Source organism: Leptothoe spongobia TAU-MAC 1115, assembly GCF_018739885.1.
GTDB classification, from domain to species: Bacteria; Cyanobacteriota; Cyanobacteriia; order Phormidesmidales; family Phormidesmidaceae; genus Leptothoe; species Leptothoe spongobia.
Genome location: NZ_JADOES010000007.1, coordinates 113,604 through 135,182 on the forward strand (window position 1 = coordinate 113,604; position 21,579 = coordinate 135,182).

A 21,579-nucleotide genomic window follows, 5' to 3' on the forward strand; every position below is an offset into this window, starting at 1 on the left:
CCTCGGTATGATTTCATCGAAAAGATATGGTACAAAGCACTTCTGACCGATCGGTTTATCCCCTCAATCAGCAACAACATCGTGAGAAACTAAACGCTTAGCTGACATAATGATCGGAGCCTTAATCAGGCCGTAGGCAAGGTCGAGGGAGAGATTGGCCATGACATCCAGAGGGTCAATCCAGTTGATGGGCAGTTGACTAAGTTTGGCAAGACCGATGGAGATTTCGGTACATCCGGCGATGATCAGTTCTGCACCTTGGTCTGCTAACCAGCGGGAAGCAACGATCAGCTCGATCAGGGCAATCTCTGACACCCAGGCACCCGTGGCTTTGATACCCCAATCTGGCGAATAAATTGAGTCCATAACCCGGTGTTGAATGGGGGATCCTAGGGGGGGCAAAATGGAGGAGATTCCATATTGGGCAAGACTGGTGGTGTAGAGTTGCGATCGCAACGTTCCATCTGTTGCTAGCACTCCCACCTGCCGCACGGTGGGAAAACTCTCGGCGATGTACTTCACTGTGGCATCCATCATATGCAGCCAGGGAATATCTATTTGGGCTTGGACCTGGTGGTAAAACCCGTGGGCGGTGTTGCAGGTTACGACCAAGAAATCAGCCCCCATAGCCTTGAGCTGACAGCTATTGCGCACCAGATAGGGTACACAGTCTGTCCCTGTTCCCAGCAAGCTTTGAGTTCGATCCGGCGTTGACGCAGCACTGAGGACTACCCAGTTGGGGTGGTCCTGGTCGCACTGCGCGCCCCGACGCGAGCTATGGTGTAGCAGGCGTTGTTCGAACTCAATATGGGCCAATGGACCTAACCCACCCAAAATGCCCGGTAGCTTTAATTGCCGCTGAGGTGTTTTGGGGAGAGTGTATGACATTTTGGACCCATAGGGTTACTGGGAGTTATTACTCCTTGAGAGTTCCCGTTTTACCCTAGGGATTAGCAGTGAAAAAAAGCAGAAGAGAAGAGGGCAAAATCATTCCGCAACAACTAGATAAGCCCTTATTCATTTTTTGAGGTGAATGGTTGAATTCAGCAGAGAACTGAAAAGGTTTACGAAATTAACTTAGATCTTATAAAATCCTTATCCCTTAGTCAGTTGCTTGTTCTTGACGCCGTAGGGAAGAGATACCAAATCCAGCCATTGTAAGCAACCCTAGCATCGCTGCAGGCTCAGGAACGGCTGTTTCCTCACCTTCACTAGAAAAACTAGAAAAATTATCAAAGGCTAGTCCGACATTTTGAGCGGGACTTTTTCCTGCAAATACGAAACGAATTGCCTTAACATCAGCCGAATCACGTTTAAAGGACCACAACCAAGGCTTCCCATCAAGGGGAGTATGGGCTGTATCACCTAGTGGGCTGAAAATTGTATCCAAAATCGAACCATCATTATCTAGTAACTGCACTTCCCATTTTTCAGTTCTTGCAGAACCATCAGCAAAGAAACCTTGGTTACCATCAATATCCCAAAGTTCACCAGAAGCGGCAGATGTACCTTCGGTGTAACTGATCAGGAGATTTCCTCCATTACCACCTAGCCCACCTGTTCTCAGAAAGTAGTTACCCAAGCGATCTACATAGGTAATATTATTCTCTTCATCAAAGAAGCTAGCTTCTGCAACATCATTACCCTTACCGGCATTAAAAAAGCCGTTTTTTCGATCATCACCCGTTTTTTCCAGTGCAGGGGCAATTCCTACATCAGCGATGCCATCTAAATTATTATCTAAATCAAAACTAAATCCTAAATCTAAATATTGGTTTGTGATTAATTGATTATCACTTAGCCCGAGGGCAGGTGCATCTTCAAAATTTATAAAGGTATTAGCTTGCGCAGATGTTGCGGGCCCAAAAAAAGTAAGCGTAGCAGCAATACTAGCCATAGCAAAACTTACTTGCCCTAACCTTGTATTTGCTCTCGTGATTCCGATTTTCATGATTCTGATTTCCTTTCAATAGCTGAAGAAGCTAAAATCACAACCTATGTTGTCTCGCATGGTTTTACCGTAAAAAATAGATGCGATTTTAATCTTCTTTTAGGGAATTTGCACCGTAAATTGGCCAGGATTCATCACAGAAATAACTCCACCCCACGTACACATACATTTGGAGCTATTGTTAAGAGCTGGAAAGTTGTTGATGTGTACGGTGGGTGAGCCTGGTGCCCAGGGTGCTGGAATGACCGGCAGACAGGGCATCGGGGTAAGTACACCTAAAGCCGCAGCTGTCGCACTAGCAACGGTAGGATTTGCTAAAGAACTACACATGCCAAAGGGTGGAATGTTGACAATGGGAGCATAGTCCATGATGGTGGCAGCCAGGGGACCAGATGCCATAACGGGTGGGCCTTTGGGCAAGACACTTAAGACACTGGGGGCAACACCAAAGGGACATTTGAGCATGGCCCCTGCGACAACTTGCATTCCCATGATTACTCTCCAATTAATTTAACTTCAACAAACTCCCGGCCACCTTTGTCATGCCCGAACACTGCACATTCACCGTGGCCTTCCCTTTCACATCCACCATCGAACCCTCTACCTTCGCCGTCGCATTCGCCTTCACATTCACCTGGGTCCCCGAAATGTCCACCCCAGTGTTACTCAAAACAATCTTGCTACTGCCCACCTTTAGCGTGATTTTAGTAGCTCCTGTTAAGGTGATTTCTCCCCCATTAATATTAATTTTCTCGCTTTTGCCACTCTTACCCGATTTCGCATTCAGGCTGCCAGTGGAGATAATATCCACCTTCTTCCCACTGTCATCCATCGAAATCTGATGACCGCCCTTAGTCTTTAGATCGATTTTCTTATTCTTATCATCAAACTTCAGCTGATGACCGTCCTTAGTCTTCAGCTCTGTATACTTCTCAGTATCATTTAGATGCAGCTGATGCTTATCCACCGTCGTCAAATAAACGCCCTGCTTACTATCCCCCTTATCCTCTTCTACAAACTGCAGCGTATGGCCTAGACGAGTCTTCAAAGTTCTCAAACGAACCTTACCATTGACAATCGTCTCCTCAGTCTTCTCCGGTGGTGCATCCTTGCCATTCCACACCCCACCCAGAATATAAGGCCGATGAATATCCCCATGTTCAAACGCCACCAGCACCTCATCATTAATCTCAGGTAGCCAGTCCAAACCTCGGGTGGGACCTGCTCCCACCGCAACCATCCGAGCCCAGTTACTCATATGGTCTTCCGTCAGTGTGGGCAGCTTCACCCGCACCCGGCCCCAACCTTTCGGATCTTTGTTATCAGCCACAATCCCCACCATCAGGGTTTGCCCCGGCTGCAGGGTATTGTTCGTCTCCAAGGTCTGCAACAGATCACCCCCGCGCAGTCCCCGCACCGAAAACTCAGTCTTGTAAATGCGCTCATGCAACACATGACGAGTTTCGGTGACATAGTAGCTGCCACTGTAGCTACCCATGCCCGTCAGCTTAACCACCCGTCCCGGACGAATGGAGGGATCCCCTTCGCTACGAGCATCAGCCTGGATAAACTCTCCACCCACTTCGTCATAGAGAGCTTGAGCCATGGCCTTTGCCTCTGTCGCCTGGGAAATCGGCTGATCCACCATCACCAATGTCGGTGTTTTCGGCTTACCATCAAAAACACTGACCGTCTTACTGCCGTCACCGTTATCTGTATCCGTCAGAACCTGCTTGGCTTTACTAATAGTCTCAGCAATCACTTCTTTGCGACTATAGTCCCAGCCACGCACCTCCACACTCTTTACCTGATCAGCACTGCTCACCCGCACCCGAAAACTATGGATATCCTGCAGCCACTCCAAGGACAGGGTGCTGTCCTTGGTGGGCTTACGAAAGTTGAGCTTGCCATCTTGAACAAATAGCTCAAAGCCATGGCGCGCCGCCCGCTCCCGCAAAAACTCCATATTTGTTTGGTTCTGCTGAAACACATAGCCACTGGAGCCACCAATATCTCCATAACCATAGGGACCACCGGTAGAATCGACCTTGCCAACAGAGATACCCACCTCCGAGGCAATAGATTTAACAATGTCAGAATCCGTTTTATTTTGAAATGAGCGGCTATGTCGTCCCCGATGCAACCGATGAGACGCATCATACCCACGCACAATAATAGGAGCCTGGGCCTCAGTCGTAAAATGAGTTTCAATAGCCGTGATCTCTCCCTTGATCACATTGCCTTTGTTCTCTTCATCAAACTCATCCGACTCAGTAGTACTGGCCGCAAAGCCAATTTCAATGGACTTGCCAATCTCAAACAGCTTCTCGTGTTTCCAAACCTTATAATTCTCTTCGCCACCGTAATAGTCATTTTGAATGACTATAGTAAACATCCCTGGCAGATGTAAGCTTTCCTCTACCACAATCTGCAAAAGATCTTCCATTAGCTCACTAGAGGCAGCTTTGCCGTCGATCTTTAGCGTCGGTGTCGCGACAAATTTAGTGGCAGCCATGCATTAGCATCTTACAAATCAAACTTGATTGTAATAGCGTTGTGTTTGGAGAACATGGAGGTAATCACGGGTCTCTTGGTATGTCAAATTATTACCATTGCGTATTTTCACACAATCTCCAGTGGGCACTGAGTTTTAAACTCGGCGTAGGCTGAGCCATACAACCAGTCCTACCATTAAGGCCTCGACGGTGTACCCGTATTTCCCGAACTACTAGTCTCTCCAATTTCCTGCAACGTAACATCCACCGATGCTCGTACAGGCGTTCCATCGGGTAAAAACATCGTTAGTTTATAGGTCAATGACTGCACAAAACAACGTAAATATTCTTGTTTTCCCCACGTAAAAATATACATAGGAGGACGCTCAGAACTATCCAGAAACTCAACGGCCTGGCGAAAATATTCGACATGCTTATCGAGTACATTCTCGCCCGTTTCATAGGTATCAAAGATCAACCCACCAATTGTAATGTTGTAGGGATCGGGTGAACCAAAGCTAACCTTAGGGACACCGTCATCTGTGCGGGCTCCACCACAGGAGTTAAGGTTCATCTTACGCGTAAAACTTAACTCAGTTGGGTTAAACATAAACTCAATATTGCTACCACCGCCTTGGGCAATGAGTTTAGCTTTTACAAATTTACTCATGGATCAACTTAACAATTAAAATCTAGTTGAGTTATCGGGGATATTTAGGTCCTCGTCGTTCTTGTTCTAGGGAGAGCCGCTGACGCAACAAACTATAAACTTCCTGAACGAGCAGCTCTAGGTACTGACTGTAGTTATGATTGGTATCTTGTTCTTCATTACTGGACGAGTTAGCATCAGAATCAGTGGCAGAATCATCTTTACAAGCCTGGATAATGGTTGGTTTTGTTGAAGCCGCCGGACTTGCCATCTGACGTTGAACAGTGACCGTAGCTGGCTGGGTTACTTTGACAGTTGGGGATGATTGTTTAGGTTTTGGGGGTGATTTCGAAGTAGATTTGCTGTTATCAGTTGACGGTTTAGGAGTCGTTGACTTAGCTGATGTCTGGTCTGATGTCCTGCCGCTCTGTAGATGGGTGACTAGGCCTTCTAAGTTAGACCAAGCACTAGGAATGCTGCCAGGGTCCTGCTGTCGTTGAATGTTAGTGTCATTTGCAATTGTAGAAGACTGGTTAGCACTATTGTCAAAGTTTTGCTGAGCCTGAATGTTAGCGTTATTTTCAGACTCAAAAACCTGGCTAGGAGGGCTACCAGTGTCTAGCTGTCGTTGAATGTTAGTGGCATTTTCAGACTCAGAAACTTGGCTAGGAAGATCGCCAGTGTCTAGCTGTCGTTGAGCGTTAGTAGCATTTTCAATGCTAGAAACCTGGCCAGGAATATTGCTAGAATTTGGTTGTTGCTGAATGTTAACGTCATTTTTAGACTCAGAAACCTGACTAGGAAGGTCACCGATGGCTGGCTGTCGTTGAATGTTAGTGGCATTTTCAATGCTAGAAACCTGGCTAGGAATATTGCCAGAATTTAGTTGTTGCTGAATATTAGCGTTGTTATTTCCAAATTTGGAAACCTGCCTAGGAGAGCCACCAGAGTCTAGCTGTTGATGACTATTAGGATCATTTTCAGACTCAGAAACCTGGCGCTGAATTGTAGCAGGATTACTCATTGAAGAGTTTGAGGAGTTTATCGCTGCTGTTATATCACTGTTTCTGTCTTGCTCAACATTTGTATTAACTTGTTGAAAGTTAGCCGTCAAACCAGCGACTGCCCCATCGAGGTTAGACCACTCGTTGGGAATATCCTGACGTTGAACTGTGTTCGGTTGAGTCCTCCCATGGGCAGTCACCTCAGTTTGCAACGATGGCAACGGCTTCAGCACCCCCAATGGTTTCAAAACCCTTGGCAATTGCCTACTATTGGAGACTCCTGATGTCCCACGGAGTAAACCTGTTTCGAGTGGTGCAGATAACTTTTGCACACTATCGCTATCAGGCAACCGTTGTAAGGATGTCGCAGGGTCTGTCGAACTGCGTTGAATCGATCTCGCAGCCAAGTTTACATGGGATAACGGCTCAATATTGGCAGAAGCTGTTTGCTCGGGAATAGGATTTGATTGATTCTTAGCAAGATCAGCCTGTGGCTCAGACACTTGCTGTATGGCTGAAGCGTCAGTTTCTGTAATTGGCGGTGGGAAGTCTGCGGCTAGCGCTGATGGCGGCTCTGTATGGGAGGGCGTCTGATTTGATAGAGGTCGCTCTAGAGTCGGATCTGATCGATTCTCATTAAGATTATCCCATTGCTCAGACACTCGCTGTATAGTTGATGGAGAATCAGGTATTCCAATGGATTGCGGTAAGTCTGCGGCTAGCGCTGATGAGGGCTCTGTATGGGAAAACTGATTCTGATTTGATAGAGGTCGTTCCCCAGGTGGAGTGTCGTCTTCAGCCAAAGTATTTGAAGCACGTTGAATGGTAGGTTCAGATCGCTCTTGATGGGTGATTGCTGAATCTGACGGACCTGATTCCCCAGAAAAAGACTCTTGGGACTGTTGAAATGTGTTTGAAAAGTTGACTAACCCATCACTAGAAATATCCTCACCAACAGATTCCGCTTTCTGGACATTTGAAGCTATCTGATTCTCGGTAATGTCTGATAAGCGCTGCATTACGTTCCCAGAGTTTGCATTCACTGCCAACCCAGCACCAGGTGAATGGACTTTAGGGTGCACTCCCTGTGTTTGGGGCGTGTTTAAGGAAGGGGCTAATATATCCGATTCATTCTCAGAGGAAACTGTGGTGGGTAACGCACCATCTGATGAGCGTTGAACTTTAGCAACAGAGTCTGACAAATCGTTACCCGTAGACTCTGACAGAGATTCTCTGAGAGGGATGTGTTCTGACGTGGTACCTGACGAGTGCTGTACTGTTGGAGCAACGTCTGAAGATACTTGCTGGTCAGAGGTCGGTATCTGAACAGGAGAGTCGATGTTTTGTCGTTGCAGTGTATTTGAACCACCTAATGACGGATCAGATACCTTTGCGAAGGGTTCTATATTGTAAGCGGTATCATCTGGCGATCGCTGTAATGCAGCAGTTGAATCTGTAACAAACTCATTACCTGACTCAGACCGTTGGTCTTGCAAATTTGCTTGATCCGTTGTCATCTCTGGCAGGCGTTGTACTGTTGAGTCAGTAACGGAAAACACCTCCATACTAGAGTCAGTTGCCTGAATTTTAGAGTTAATTTCCCGTTTCGGATCTGGTGAACCGCTTACTTGCTTGCTTGGGTTATTTTGAGTGGCTAGAGACTTATTAGTAACTGTTCGTTGAATTTCGCTAGAAACCGGCTCATGGCTATGGTATAAGGCATCGTCAATAATCTTGGGTTGATCTGTAACCGAGGCATGATTTGTGATAGCCGATTCGGTTGCGCTCACTTCAGTAACAGGCTGAATAGTCTCTAAGCCTGGCTGAAGATTTTCTAAATCTGACTGATTTGGTTGTAAGTCAAGAACCCGTTGAACATTCCCTCGGGGGGATTCGGCAACGTGACGTTGAATTGATGGATTGGACCGGTCTGTAGAACTTACATCGGTGTTAGCAGGCCAGGGTTGAGACTGTGGTTCAGGGCGAGTTTCAGCAAACGTTACTGGTTTAGAAGATGTCTTACTTTGATCAGTCTTATGCTGAGTAGTGAAAGCCTCATTAGTCGAAGTTTTTTCACTTGAAAGTGATTGATAAAGTGATTGATTCTCAGACGACGACTGCTTGTCTAAAGAAGATGACGTGTTTATGTCAGAAGTATCTGCAACTTTTTGAACGTCTGGAGCAGAGAATTCTTGACGAATAGCTGGCTGACTTAAAGCACTCGTTGCCTCTGAGGACTGATCCTCAAATAACGACTGCACGTCTAAAGAGTTTGAAGTATCGATGTCAGAGGTCTCTGCATTTTTCTGAACGTCTGGAGCAGAGAATTCTTGACGAATAGCTGGCTGACTTAAAGCACTCGTTGCCTCTGAGGATGGAACTTGCTCACGTTGAATTGTCTCGGACAGGTTCTCTGGTGTATCAGATATCTCTTTTGATGAATTTGAGATCGATGAGTTTGAGGTATCTGTCGCGGAAGCCGATACCTGCTGTACCTCTGGATCAAGACCTGACTGCTGCGACTTTAACTCAATAGGCTGACTGGCTCCTGACGGCATTAAGTTTGATTGGGGCGATTCAACAACATCGCGTTGTACAGGGGGAGTAGAGGTATCCGTAACTTTTTGAATTTCTGGAGCAGAAAACTCTTGGTTAGTGACTGGCTGACTTAAAGCACTAGAGGTCTCCGAGGAAAGAGCTTGTTGATGTTGAATTGTCTCGGATAGGTTTTTCTGTGAGCTGGATGTCTCTTCTAGGGTGGGGGATATATCTGGAAAGGGCTCTGATATCTGCTGTACATTCGTTCCAAGCGTTGAAGGTTGAATGGTGCTGGTCTGAGAGGATGGTCCAGGTAAATCAGGCTGATGCTGCAGGGAACCTGATGAAACTGTTCCATTCAGTTCATCAGGGACATTTCTTTCAGAGGCAACAGTCTGACGCTGTAATGTGTCGGATGTACTAGATGCTAGAGAAGCCTCAGATACTTCTCTAGGGGGACTCGTTTGCTCAGAAGCAGGCTGTATTTTGACTGCTTGATCGCTCGATATATTAGTACCTGTATCAGACTGATTTTGGGAAGTATTAGCCGCTTGAGATAAGTCGACCTGGCTAGGGTTAATTTGCTCAGAAACAGGCTGTATTTTGACTGCTTGATCGCTCGGTACATTAGTACCTGTATCAGGCTGATTTTGGACAGATTCATCAGTTACAGATAAAGCCTGGGCTACGTCTAAAGTGGGAGGGGTAGACGAGCTAGATGACTGTATAGAATCTGACGAACTTACTGATATTTCAGGGCTTTGGGAAGATGATGAAAGATCAGCTGATGTCTGGTCTTCAGTGGAAGTTACTGCATCAGGTTCGGCAGTAGTCTTTTGTAGACTTGGTGCTAAAGGCACAGCCAATTGCTCTGGTGCGAGACTGGTTGTGGACTGTATTGTTGCTGCTGTCTGAGGTTGAGGGATTGCTGATGAATCACTCAATCGCTGAATAGATTGGGACGTTTCAGATGAGTCTGGTAGCCCCGCTGAAGTGATTGAAGCTGTCTCATCATTGACAACAAGCTGAGATTCTAAGGGTGCTTGATCCTCATAAACTGATGCTTTAGAAGCCGAGCCTGCAGGAGTATGGTCAGAATTGGTAGCTCGCTGAACAACCGAAGCTTGACTTGATGATTCAGATTCAAACTGGGTTGGTTGAGTCAGAGATTCAGTAAAGGCAGTTTCATCATCCGATGCATCTGGTAACCGCTGAATAGGTAAGGACTGAATAGGCGTTTGTAGTGCAGCCGTTAGGTCCTCTTTATTGTTGGTATCAGAGGTAACCTGGGTGGAAGATTGATGGGTAGAGTCTGTCTGGCCAGGGGAAGATGGGGTTAACGCCGTTGGTTGAGTAAACTCTGTCTGACTAGGGGAAGATGGGGTTAACGCCGTTGGCTGAGTGAAATCAGCCACTCTTTGGATGTCTTCTACTGAATTAGAAGTAGATTGAGCCTCACTCACACTTTCGATCAGCTCAGTTTCGACCAGCTCAGTTTTTGAAGCGATGTTAGGCGTGAACTGAGCTGTATCAATCTGTTCCTGAGTATCTACTAGCTCGGCAATGCTGTCGCTATCATTAGAATCTACCGTAGACCGTTGAACAGAGGCCGTTGGATCGGACGGCGTTATTGGCAATGCCGCCACATTATCCAATGACTCACCCTTATCTAGAATCGTATCTGTATTGTTAGACTGGACGAAGGCTGATGATGAATCTACAGATAATGAATTGTCGTGATTAGCAGGGATATTGGTTGTCTTGCTTGCACTGACAGATCGCTGAACATCAATACCAGCAAGAGTTTTATCGATATTTTGGGATGGTGGCGGGCTCTGCTCGAAGGCAGGTTGGGATTGAGGTTGGATATTTTCTAAATTGTTTGAGAACAGATTGGATTGAGCGGCTCCTTGGGGGATATCTAATGCTTTCTGGATATTAGTATCAGTTGAAGTTAACTGATTAGAGGATGCGATCGCTTGATCTGAAGCTGACCGAATCTCATCTGAAGTAGAAGGTTGAAGCGATGTCTTCCCCTCAGTATCAGGCAGTTGCTCAAGGGAAATATTGTTCTGATTAGCAGCTCGTTGGCTCGATAAAGACGACTCCGAAACAGAGGGTGCCAATGGTACCGACTGAGACAATTCGGCAGCACGTTGCACAACTGATTCAGCAACAGGTTGAGTACTCTCTGGACTTTGGGCAGGGACTATGGACGCACTGGTATGATACGAATCTGCTATTGAGGGTTGAGCATCATCAATAGCAGATTGAGCTGAAGTCCGTTGAACTGATTCAGCTGAGTTAAGCACGTCTGAAACATGACTCAATTCCTGATTTTGTTGAGAATCACTTGAGGCGTTGGAGTCATGGGTAACCAATTTTGGCAGCTGAGATTCATCAGCGGTCCGCTGAACTGATGCAGCTAAATCAGGAGCGATTTGATCATCACTCAGTCTCTCATTAGAAGTAGCCTCTGACGGATCAGGGGAGAGCGGCTGTTGAGCCGCTGATAACGGCGTCCTTTCAGAATGAGCTTCATCCTCCAAACTCTGAGACCTTTGAACCTCAGGATAAGAACCCTGATTATCTAACTCACTATTATCGATATTAGCCGCATCCCTAGCAGCAAGATCGGACTGCCGTTGGACCTGATCCGAGTTGGCCGATATCGGCCTTGATGATGTTGGGCCTGATTCTAATGCAGTTTGGATTTCGGGTAGCTCTACTGAACTAGAAGCAAATAGGGGAGACTGGTTTAATGAAGACTGCGATTCATCAGGATGAATGACATGATAAGATTTTTCATCACTTGTATTAACAGACTGTTCTAAGTTTGGACTATTTTGAGCAATTGTACGTTGAACAGACTCACCCGTCTGAGGTATTGGATTTTCTGCCCGGTTGCCTGGGACTGCCGAAGTCGTCACGTCTTGCCAGCCTTGTACAGGAGCAGTTGAGTCACTTGCCTGTGCAACAGATTGAACCTCAATGGTTGGAGATGGACTTGAGGATACTGGGAGCTTAGCACTAACTTCTGACTGATGCCCTAAGTTAGTTGACTGCTCGACAATTTGATCGTGTTGATTGGTAGCGCGTTGAATCGAAGACGACGATTCTCGAAGGCTCTGATCGGTGACGCGTTGAGTCGAGAATGACGATTCTTGAAGACTCTGATCGGTGACGCGTTGAGTCGAAGACGACGGTCCTCGAAGACTTTGATCCGTGGCGCGTTGAATCAAAGACGGCGATTCTTGAAGACTTTGATCGATGGCACGTTGAGTCGAAGATGACGATTTTTGAAGACTCTGATCCGTGGCGCGTTGAGTCGAAGACGACGGTTCTCGAAGACTCTGATCGGTGGTGCGTTGAATCGAAGACGACGGTTCTCGAAGACTCTGAATAGATTGGTTAATATCTGCTGAGGTCAGTCCAATCGGCGGCGGCTGAGGTAAAGCGGCTGTATCTGTTTCACGAATAGATGAGCCAGGGGGTGGGCTCACCGAGTGAACCGTATCGGTAACTGCCGCTGTTTCTATAGGTGTCTCAGGAACCGCTGTTGCAGGAGCTGGTTGTAAGCTGGGAGTAGACGGCTGGGGCTGGGTTACCTCAGGGGGGGCTGTGACCTGATTATCTAATGCTGGCAGCTGGGTTCCCCCCTGCTGAGGCAGCCCTTGATCTGTTGCCGTCTTTTCTGTCTCAGACGCGTTAGCCGCCTCAGGTTTAAAGTAACGTTGTAAACTCGTGCGAAATGGGGTGGTAGGTTTGGTTGAAACAGATTCTGCAGAATCTGGTAAAGATGTTTGCTGATTACTGGGTGTTTGAAACGCTGAGGCAGGTGCTGAAGGATCTAGTTTACGAGCAACAATGTTGGTATCCGAGTTGGTATCTGAAGTGCTAGATTGTTGCTCATTGTCTAAGCCCTCTGGTGCAGGAACGGGAAAGCCCTGGGGATAAAACGTTTTAAGGTCAAGTATCGATAAAGATGATGGACCCAGCCCACGTCGTTGTATCCAACTACCTAAGTTGCGAAATGAGCCTAGTGGAGTGTCATGTCCCAGGTGCTTGACCATACTAAAAGCTGCTTATTTGCTGGCAAAGTAACCGGTGTCGGAGCGTTTTGTCAGCATGGTGGCACCGCCACCGCCGCTGCCAAAGGTGACGTTTAAACCTTCGTAGGCTAGGGTAAGCTCTTCAATCGCGACAGAGTTACCATCGGCCTGTAGAGAGGGAGCCTGCCAACCTATGGGAACAGCACCAATCAGAGTCCAACATTGTTGAGTCTGTCCGGCTTGGTTGAAGACCAGGATGTTAATGTTGCGGCGGTAATCCTTGAGTCCGGTGCCTGAGGTGCGGGGTTGAAATAATGCACTGATCCAGTCCCAAAAAACTTGATTGCCGCTGATGCCTCGCTTAAGGGTAACATCGCTAAAGTCAGGGGTTCCCAGCAAAATTCGCTGTTGGTCATTTAAACCTCCTTCGGCCACGGTTTCTTTTTTGATCGTGACACCTAGTCCACTACATTCAGTAAAACAAGCCGTGATTTGACTTTCAATTTCGACATAAAATCGATTGCTAGTGACATAGTTCTCTGCTGTAGAGGTTGACGTTCGACTATCACCAAACAGATCACCTGCGACAGATGAGACTAGATTGTTAGCAGCCAGTAACTCATTGAACATCAGTGACGTCTCCCGCTGGAGCGTTCTTGTTGGGCTTGGATATCGTCACAGAGAAGTTGGTGGATGCGATCGCAAAACTCCTCCATCGCCATGGGATTATGGGCTAACTTCATCGCCACCTGTGCCATCATCTGCTTTACCTCCAGCGTATGATTACTTTGGGTAATCGCCGGAGCAACAAATCCTGCTGGATTAGCAACAGAACCACTGGGCGGTAAAAATATCGCCTGTTGAGCCCCAGTCTTAGGATCTAATTTCGTCATTGTTCACCTACTCCATCAGATTATTAATCTCTCTGTAGAAGTTCTGAAGATAGTTCAAGTCTCCGGCAAATAGCCCTTCAATAACGATTGGATTGACATCCGGCAAGTTGCCCAGTGACAAGATTACCCGTGCCAAAATAATCACCGTGGCATAGGCCGGATTTGCCTGCACTCGCAGATCAGACATGGGCTCAATCTCATCCACAGTGCGAGCGAGTCGCATCACTCCGCGACGATGAACTTGACCGGAAGCATCCAGGTAACCGGTGGGTAGTTCAAAGACAAACTGCGTTTGCACACCAGCGGAGAAATCGGCTGATTGATCAGCCAGACGGTCTGCACCAGTTGGTCCAGACAGCGACGGCTCAATCGGCTGAATAGAAGGCTTTGCCTTGGGTGGAGCTAGCCCTAAATTGTTACTAAGTTGAACAGCTACCATCGTTTGTTTGGGAACAAAAAATTAATAAGGTATTTGCTTAAATCCCCTCCTGGGAGGGGTGCCTGAAAGGCGGGGTGGGTTTGACCGCTAGCGCTAACGACCGAGACCCACCCCGGAGCCCCTCCCAGGAGGGGATAAGATATCGATTAGCGCATTCAGTTTATCGATTCTTCGATTTATTCCATCAAGAACAAAAACTAGCGTGAATCTAACTCGTTGCCATTCCCAATGTCGCTGCCGCCAGCATCCAGTTATCCGATACTCGCTTGAGCGATTCAACAGCAATCTCCACCTCCTCCACATTGTGTTCAGCCCCTTTCACATCGAGATCAGAGATCTTGTAGCTAACGGGCCAGGCTCCCGTAAACTCAAAGCGAAACTGTTCTAGCCCCAATTGACCGTAGATACACAAAGCACCATTGCGTCTCTGATCGGCCCAGTTACCTTCACCGATAGTATCCATCCAATCCCAAAAGGCGGTAGAAACCGTCAGGCCTCGTTTGAGCGTGATATTCGTATAGGAACTGTTGCCTGGGATCTTAGAACGTACCACATGTCCATGGCTACGTCCCTGCTGTCCCCAGACCTGGGGGGTTACTTCACAGACTTCGATGACTTCTTGCGATCGCTGAAAGCCAGCACATTCCATGAAGTAACCATCGATCAGATCAACACTGCCATCTAACCTGAGTTCCAGATAAAAACGGGCCTTGGTTAAAATCTCAGGAAATATCATCAGTAGAGTTAAGCTGCCCGAACAACTTGGGTAAAGTATAGCTCCAGCGTATCCTCGGCCAGGCTGCCACCGCTATCCACAGACAGGCTACCAATTTGTTTTTTAGTACCCGGAAAAAGATCGATATAGTTATAGCGCATCGCCTCTTCACCGTTAGGATTGTAAATCACCAGGGATCCCGTTTTACGGCTATCCATCGCCTTCGATCCCCCCCCTGAGAAGGTGTCAGGATGACAGTCGTTATACCAATCCGATAACTTTTGCTGATCGGATTCGTTACCAGCGACATAGGTGAGGGTGACCGTACTGTTGTATTTCACACCACCAATGGTTGATTGGGTTTGGGTGATAGCATTTTTGGTGACACCAATAGCAGCATCGCCTCCAGCTACTTCTAGTTCGATCTCGGGACCGCTACAGGTTTTGACGGATAGGGAGGTAACACCGTCAATCTCGAAGTAGAATTTTGAATTCGATAAATACTGAACCATAGCTATGATCTCTTGACTGTTCTCTCTTAGGAATCAAAATCAATTAATTGCCAAATTCTGGACGTACAGACGTTCCATGTACAGACGTTCCATGGAACGTCTCTCCAACGACGGTAAAACTACATGACGCGATTAAATTTCTCACAGGTAATGGTGTACGTCTCTTCGATGTAAGCATCAGCGGTTACATCCAGATCGGCACATTTATACTTTGAGGGCCAGGACTCAATAAACTGCCATTTGGCAATTTCATTGCCGTCCGTATCGTAGGCAGTAATGCTACCTTCCTTTTTATTACCACCCCAGTTACTTTTGCCACCATTAGAGGCCGGCAAACAGTTCTCAAACCACTCATAGAGTTTTTTGCTGGTACTATCGCCATCACCGCTGGCAATGCAGACACAGTCAAAGCTGAATAATCCTTCAAAACCAGCTGAGTTCACTTGCCACAGGGTTTTACCTCCCTTAGTGGTGCCAATGGCCTGCTGTCCCCCCTGTACCTTAGGGGCATAGTCAGGAATATTGACATTTTTGAAAACAGACTGTTCCCCTTCACAAACCCCAGAAAACTCCAGGTAAAAACTACTCGGGGCAATTGGCTTATTTAGATCAGCCATCAGGTTACCTCCTTGTCCTTAAAACTTTAAAGATGGTGTATAGGCGTTCCATGGAACGCCTCTTCAGACATAATGTTTGGATCTGATAAAATCCTTATCCCCTACTGGTTAGGAGCCCACTGGCTAATGCGGAAGATGACAAATTCTGCGGGTCTCACAGGGCAGACACCCACTTCCACATACAAACGACCCAGCATAATGGTGTCATGGGTGTTAAGTTCACCATCACATTTCACATAGAAAGATTCTGAAGGAGACGTGCCAAACAAGGCACCATCCCGCCATAGTCTTTCCAAGAAATTACTCACGGTGCGGCTGACCCTGGCCCATAGATCGGGATCGTTAGGTTCAAAGACCACCCACTGGGTACCGATTTCGATGGACTTCTCAATGTAGCTCAGCAGACGACGAACACTGATATAGCGCCACTGCACATTGTCGGGCTCAACCAGGGTACGCGCACCCCATACTTTGAGGCCACGGTTATAGCTGGAGAAGTTACGGATACAGTTAACACCCAGGGGGTTCAACAGTTCCTGCTCACGCATATTAGTCTCGTAAGCCAGGCCAATCACACCCCGAGGCGTCTCATTGGCAGGCGCTTTGAACACACCCCGAGACTCATCTGTCCGGCACCAGATTCCCATCATATGACCCGAGGGAGGCACGAGCTTAGGCCGTCCACCATTACGAGGGTCAGCCACCTTAATCCAGGGATAATAGGTAGCCCCAAACATAGAGCGGCGGTTAAACAAACTCAACCACTTAGCTGCATCGGCTGGGCGCTGACGGCTAGGATCTACCGGAGCCATACTCTTACCCGGCTTGACCGGTGGTGGATCAATCACGGCCATGCGGTAAGCGGGGCCAGGGAAAGAATTCTCACACATACTTAGCATCATTTCCATGACACCATGTACTTGATCAATATCGATTAGACCTCTTTCATAGGCCAATAACAGATCAGGGCAGGCCACCATAGAGACTTCATCAATCTCATATAGGCCTTGAATACCGGTACGGTCATCGCGATTACCCTGGAGATCGCGGTTAAAGCGATCGGGTTCACCCACATAGGGGGGCGGTGCAATCTCATAGGAGCCATTGGCGGGACGGCGGGAGAGGGCTTGACCTGACTGGGAAATATCGCCGATAACAACATATTCAGAAGGCTCTAGCATGGTAACGGCATAGTCCGCTAACTCAGTGGCAGCCTCTGGATTCATACTCAGATGATCATACTGTTCCAGGATGTCATCACCGTTTCGAACCACAACAGTGAAATATTCACCGTTGTTTACGGGTGGTTCAGCATCCTCTGGAGCATCCTCTGGCAAGGGCTTGGGCTCTCCATCTAATACACTTACCGTTAAGCGACCGGCACTAGAGGGTAAAGCTAGGGTCCCTGCCTCTTCTGATTCAGATGGCTTCAGATAAAACGATAGAGAAGGCTTACCACTAGAAGTAATCAGTTTGGTGGCATGGTCAGCGGCAACAGGTTGGGGAGAGCCAGGCAACTGTGTGCCAATGCTCACCACCCAACAGCGTCCGCCACCATTGAGAAACCAACCTTGAACGGCAAAGGGAAGATAGGCACCAAAGTCGGTAAAGCCATCAGAGCCGGGCTTGCCAAAAAACTCTAAATACTGAGCCCAGTTTGTAACCATCATAGGCTCAAACAGTTCGGCATCTCCTCGCACATCTTCAGAGAAGCCGACAAACCCAGCAACACTCATGCTGACGCCCTCAATCGGGCGACTACCTCGGTCTACTTCTTCGACGTAGACTCCTGGTGCAAAGTAGTCTAAGGCCATACTAGCTATCCTCCATCCGGATTAATCTGTAATATCTGTTTTATCTATGGGAAGGAAGATCTATCGCTTCTTCCCATAGAAGAAGAAAATACTGCGCCACTAAAATCAGCAACGACAAAATGCTTGAATCAACTTCTTGAATTTTGTTTTCCCTAGAAACAACTGTCAGTATCAACAAAAGTCAAATTAGGTATAATTAGTTTTGATTGTTACTTTGAACTACGCTAGAAAATACCGAAACCCATCAATTTATCAAACTGTGTTGAATTCAATGGATCAAGTGGGCACTGCTATACCACAGATTTTCCTAACCATTTAGTTGTTGAATGAGTAATCATCTTGCGATCGCAACCGTCACCGCCACTCTCCAACGGCTACTTCAGGGTGCGATTCAGCACGATGTCGATGGAGCCAGAGTAACCACCCTCAAACCCAACAACATTGGCAGTAGTACGCCAGAGTCAGGCATCAACATGTTCCTGTATCAGGTCGCTCGCAACAGTGCGCTACGGAATAGCGACAACGCCGCCTTTCGCTCAAAAAAAGGACCCATCCGCCGTCACTCCTCCCTAGATCTGTACTATATGCTCAGCGCCTATGGCAATGACACAGAGCTAGAGCCCCAACGATTATTGGGCAGTGTTGTCCGAATTCTCAGCGATAAAACTGTACTCACCTCTGACATGATTGATTCAGTTGTGGAGGATTCCGCCTTTTTAGGCGAGTCCGATTTGACCCATCACCCGCAACAAATCACCATTAATCCAGTGGACATGGATACCGATGAACTCTCCAAAATCTGGTCCACCTTCTTTCAAGCCCCCTACTCCCTGTCTCTGGTATATAAAGTGATGGCCGTAGTCATTGATGGCGAACTGTCCGCTCAGCACGCCCTACCTGTACGGGAAACATATTTTAAAAATTCTCCCTTTGCCTACCAACCTATAGTAGAAAAGGTCATATCCAGTGCTGGCCCCCGGTCCCCCATTGAAGCCCATACATCCTTACGAATAATAGGCAAACGACTAGAAGGGCCACAGACCAAAATCAAGGTGGGGAGTACTGAAATGACGCCCCAATCGATTACCAATACTGAAATTATGGTATCCCTGAGTGATGCTCCACCCCAGTCACTCCAAGCAGGCATTCAACCCTTACAGGTACTGCATTACCCATCCCAAGAACCATCAGCTGTACCCGCTGCATCCAATGCCTGTCCCTTTGTGTTGCGTCCCACCATCACGTCGATACAGACAGACGAGCTAGAAGGTCTTGACGACGATCCTCGCACAGGAAGCTTAAAAATTTCTACACAGTTACCGGTAGGCCAAAACCAGCGTGTTATTATAGCGCTCAATGAATGGTCGGTTGAAAACCCTGCCATCTATCTGTTTGAAGCCTCCCCACGAAAAATAGAGACCGACTGTCTGACAATTCCCATTAACAATGTGAAACCTGGAGAATATCTCATTCGTCTTCAAGTAGATGGGGCTGATAGCCAATTGGGCGTAGATACCGATCCCAATAGCCGAACCTTTAATTGGTTTAATAGTCCCAGAGTTGTTATTGAATGAGTTGTTATGAGTGACGTTCCTGACGCCAATGCCGATCAGCCCCCAGAATCCGATCTTGAAACCTTAAAAAATAAAATGAACTTAGAACTCGAAGCGATTAGTGTTAATCAACTCCATAATTTAGCGACTCAAGCAGTGGAGAAAAAATTGATTACGGCCCATGGGTATCGGGGCGGGCAGTATGAGTTACTCCGCGATGGAGAGTTTGTGCTGTTATCTCCGACAGAGGCAATTCAATATTTGCAGGATTTGTTAAATACTGAAGATTAGGCGATTCGAGGATCGGTAACACCATGTAAGCCTATAACAATGGTTCTCCGTCACAAGGGGAACCAGACATCACTAGTTTTCTAATGGCTAACACAACCATGACAGCCACTCTCCAACCATCTAAGGCTATCCAGAGTTGGCACGGTGCCAACCAGCAATTTCTCAGTCAGGCTCTAGCTCAAGTCCGTCAAGCCCTTGCCAAACAAGCAGGCGAAGAAATTGATCAGCCTGAGCTAACTCAAACCAGGTTAGAGAACAACCACGAGGGACAACCCTTTGCCCTGGAGTTGTTAAGCCGTTGTTTTGGATTAACCGAGTTCGAGCAAAATATCCTCCTGCTGTGTGTTGGCATGGAGCTAGATGGTCAATGGTCAACGTTATGTCAAACTGCTAGTGGCAAGGCTTGTCCCACCCTGGGTCTGGCATTAAGTCTCTTTGAAAATACCGACTGGGGTGCATTAACCCCAAGTGCGGCCCTACGCCGCTATCAGCTGATTGACGTCGGCCCTGGCAATGCTCTGGTTAACAGTCCTATCCGCATCGATGAACGAATATTACACTATCTAACAGGAGTGCAATATTTAGATCAACGATTACAAATACTCATGCATGCTGTCCAGGCATCCAGCTTGTTAGTGCCTTCTCATCAAACGCTCATTGAGCAGATAGAGCATGGATGGACTCAGTGTTTGCCGGGTAGCCTCCTGCCTATTATTCAACTAACCGGTGATGATGGTGCCAGCCTCAGAACAGTGGCGTTAGAAACCTGCCGTCGGCTAAATCTGGAGTTACAGGAGCTATCTGCTGAGGCATTACCCACGGATTGGCAACAGTTGAAAACATTGCAGACGCTGTGCGATCGCGAATACCGCCTCAGTCGCATGGCCATATTACTCAACTGTGAGAATTTAGAAGTTGAAGGGACAGAGCGCAAAAGTGCAATCTCGGCCTTTGTCGACACCACTAACATTCCCCTAATTATCACCAGTCGTGATCGTCGCCGTCAGCGTCAGCGCCCCATCATCACCCTAGAAATAAAACATCCCACCCCCACAGAACAACGTCAGCTCTGGACATCGGGTCTAGGGGAACGCGCAGAAACCTGGCACACCTCAATTAACTCCCTAGTTTCTCAGTTCAACCTGAGCCCCAGCGCAATTCAAACGGTATGTCTACAAGGGCAGACGGCCAAAACCCCTGACCCTCTCTGGAACCTGTGTCGAACCCAGGCTCGACCTCGTTTGGATGAATTAGCTCAACGGATTGAAGCCCGAGCTAATTGGGACAGTCTCATACTGCCGGAAAAAGAACAAAGCATTATTCAAGAATTATCAGCCCATGTGGCCCAGCGTTCACGAGTTTATGAAGACTGGGGATTTGGGGGCAAAAGTGGGCGTGGACTAGGGATTAGTGCTCTGTTTTCTGGGGCGAGTGGTACTGGAAAAACGACGGCGGCAGAGGTGATTGCTCAGGATCTTAATCTCGATCTATATCGAATTGATCTGAGTGCGGTGGTGAGTAAATATATTGGTGAAACGGAGAAAAATCTGCGTCGTATTTTTGATGCAGCTGAAGGTGGCGGTGTGATTTTGTTGTTTGATGAAGCGGATGCTCTGTTTGGTAAGCGCAGTGATGTGAATGACTCAAAAGATCGCTATGCCAACATGGAAGTTAGCTATCTTTTACAGCGCATGGAGTCCTATCGTGGATTAGCCATTTTGACGACAAATTTGAAGAAATCGATGGATCAGGCGTTTTTACGTCGTCTGCGGTTTGTGGTGCAGTTTCCGTTTCCGGATGCTAAGCAACGGGCTGAGATTTGGCGCAGGGTATTTCCGGTGGATACGCCCACCGAAGGCTTAGTCTATGAGCGTTTGGCCAGGCTTAGTATTACTGGGGGAAATATTCGCAATATTGCTCTCAATGCTGCATTTATAGCCGCTGATGCTAATGAACCTGTGATGATGAAACATCTGTTACAGGCGGCTAAACGTGAGTATTTGAAGCTGGAAAGACCTTTGACTGATACGGAGATTAAGGGCTGGATCTAAAGTTA

16 protein-coding genes are annotated in these 21,579 nt (G+C 47.3%); 3 read left to right on the top strand and 13 right to left on the bottom strand.

The window, feature by feature from the left end; translation table 11 throughout:
* Positions 1-63 precede the first annotated feature (63 nt).
* From IXB50_RS05555 to IXB50_RS05615, 13 genes are all read right to left on the bottom strand, one after another.
* Entirely contained in the window at positions 64-888 is an 825-nt protein-coding gene (locus tag IXB50_RS05555; RefSeq protein WP_215607952.1) for an aspartate/glutamate racemase family protein, read from the bottom strand.
* A gap of 214 nt (positions 889-1,102) precedes the next feature.
* Complete coding sequence (locus IXB50_RS05560; RefSeq protein WP_215607953.1) at positions 1,103-1,951, bottom strand: PEP-CTERM sorting domain-containing protein; 849 nt, start codon at positions 1,949-1,951, stop codon at positions 1,103-1,105.
* A gap of 99 nt (positions 1,952-2,050) precedes the next feature.
* Positions 2,051-2,443 (bottom strand): DUF4280 domain-containing protein, encoded by a 393-nt coding sequence (locus IXB50_RS05565; RefSeq protein ID WP_215607954.1) that lies wholly within the window; start codon positions 2,441-2,443, stop codon positions 2,051-2,053.
* 13 nt (positions 2,444-2,456) lie between these two features.
* Positions 2,457-4,466 carry a VgrG-related protein gene (locus IXB50_RS05570; RefSeq protein ID WP_215607955.1) on the bottom strand — a complete coding sequence of 670 codons (2,010 nt, stop codon included), beginning with the start codon at positions 4,464-4,466 and terminating at the stop codon, positions 2,457-2,459.
* Between the two features lie 176 nt (positions 4,467-4,642).
* On the bottom strand, positions 4,643-5,116 hold the full coding sequence (locus IXB50_RS05575; protein ID WP_215607956.1) for a CIS tube protein: 474 nt from the start codon (positions 5,114-5,116) through the stop codon (positions 4,643-4,645).
* Positions 5,117-5,147: 31 nt separating this feature from the next.
* Entirely contained in the window at positions 5,148-12,710 is a 7,563-nt protein-coding gene (locus IXB50_RS05580) for a hypothetical protein (protein WP_215607957.1), read from the bottom strand.
* 12 nt (positions 12,711-12,722) lie between these two features.
* Positions 12,723-13,319 (bottom strand): phage tail protein, encoded by a 597-nt coding sequence (locus tag IXB50_RS05585; RefSeq protein ID WP_215607958.1) that lies wholly within the window; start codon positions 13,317-13,319, stop codon positions 12,723-12,725.
* Entirely contained in the window at positions 13,319-13,582 is a 264-nt protein-coding gene (locus tag IXB50_RS05590) for a hypothetical protein (RefSeq protein ID WP_215607959.1), read from the bottom strand. The genes IXB50_RS05585 and IXB50_RS05590 overlap by 1 nt, the downstream gene beginning before the upstream one ends.
* Before the next feature lie 7 nt (positions 13,583-13,589).
* Positions 13,590-14,021: a hypothetical protein gene (locus IXB50_RS05595; protein WP_215607960.1), complete on the bottom strand. Its 432-nt coding sequence runs from the start codon at positions 14,019-14,021 to the stop codon at positions 13,590-13,592.
* Between the two features lie 208 nt (positions 14,022-14,229).
* Positions 14,230-14,757 carry a phage tail protein gene (locus tag IXB50_RS05600; RefSeq protein WP_215607961.1) on the bottom strand — a complete coding sequence of 176 codons (528 nt, stop codon included), beginning with the start codon at positions 14,755-14,757 and terminating at the stop codon, positions 14,230-14,232.
* Positions 14,758-14,765: 8 nt separating this feature from the next.
* The gene (locus IXB50_RS05605) at positions 14,766-15,248 is read right to left on the bottom strand and encodes a phage tail protein (RefSeq protein WP_215607962.1); all 483 of its coding nucleotides are present in this window, start codon (positions 15,246-15,248) and stop codon (positions 14,766-14,768) included.
* A 119-nt stretch (positions 15,249-15,367) separates the two neighbouring features.
* The gene (locus tag IXB50_RS05610; RefSeq protein ID WP_215607963.1) at positions 15,368-15,865 is read right to left on the bottom strand and encodes a phage tail protein; all 498 of its coding nucleotides are present in this window, start codon (positions 15,863-15,865) and stop codon (positions 15,368-15,370) included.
* Positions 15,866-15,966: 101 nt separating this feature from the next.
* Positions 15,967-17,679, bottom strand: coding sequence for a phage tail sheath family protein (locus tag IXB50_RS05615; protein ID WP_215607964.1), 1,713 nt, complete (start codon positions 17,677-17,679; stop codon positions 15,967-15,969).
* Between the two features lie 326 nt (positions 17,680-18,005).
* Between IXB50_RS05615 and IXB50_RS05620 the strand changes: the two genes are divergently transcribed.
* The 3 genes from IXB50_RS05620 (at position 18,006) to IXB50_RS05630 (ending at position 21,574) form a co-directional block, all read left to right on the top strand.
* Positions 18,006-19,253: a DUF4255 domain-containing protein gene (locus IXB50_RS05620; protein ID WP_215607965.1), complete on the top strand. Its 1,248-nt coding sequence runs from the start codon at positions 18,006-18,008 to the stop codon at positions 19,251-19,253.
* A gap of 6 nt (positions 19,254-19,259) precedes the next feature.
* On the top strand, positions 19,260-19,523 hold the full coding sequence (locus tag IXB50_RS05625; RefSeq protein ID WP_215607966.1) for a hypothetical protein: 264 nt from the start codon (positions 19,260-19,262) through the stop codon (positions 19,521-19,523).
* Positions 19,524-19,606: 83 nt separating this feature from the next.
* Positions 19,607-21,574, top strand: a complete 1,968-nt coding sequence (locus IXB50_RS05630) for an ATP-binding protein (RefSeq protein WP_246564122.1) — start codon at positions 19,607-19,609, stop codon at positions 21,572-21,574.
* Positions 21,575-21,579 lie beyond the last annotated feature (5 nt).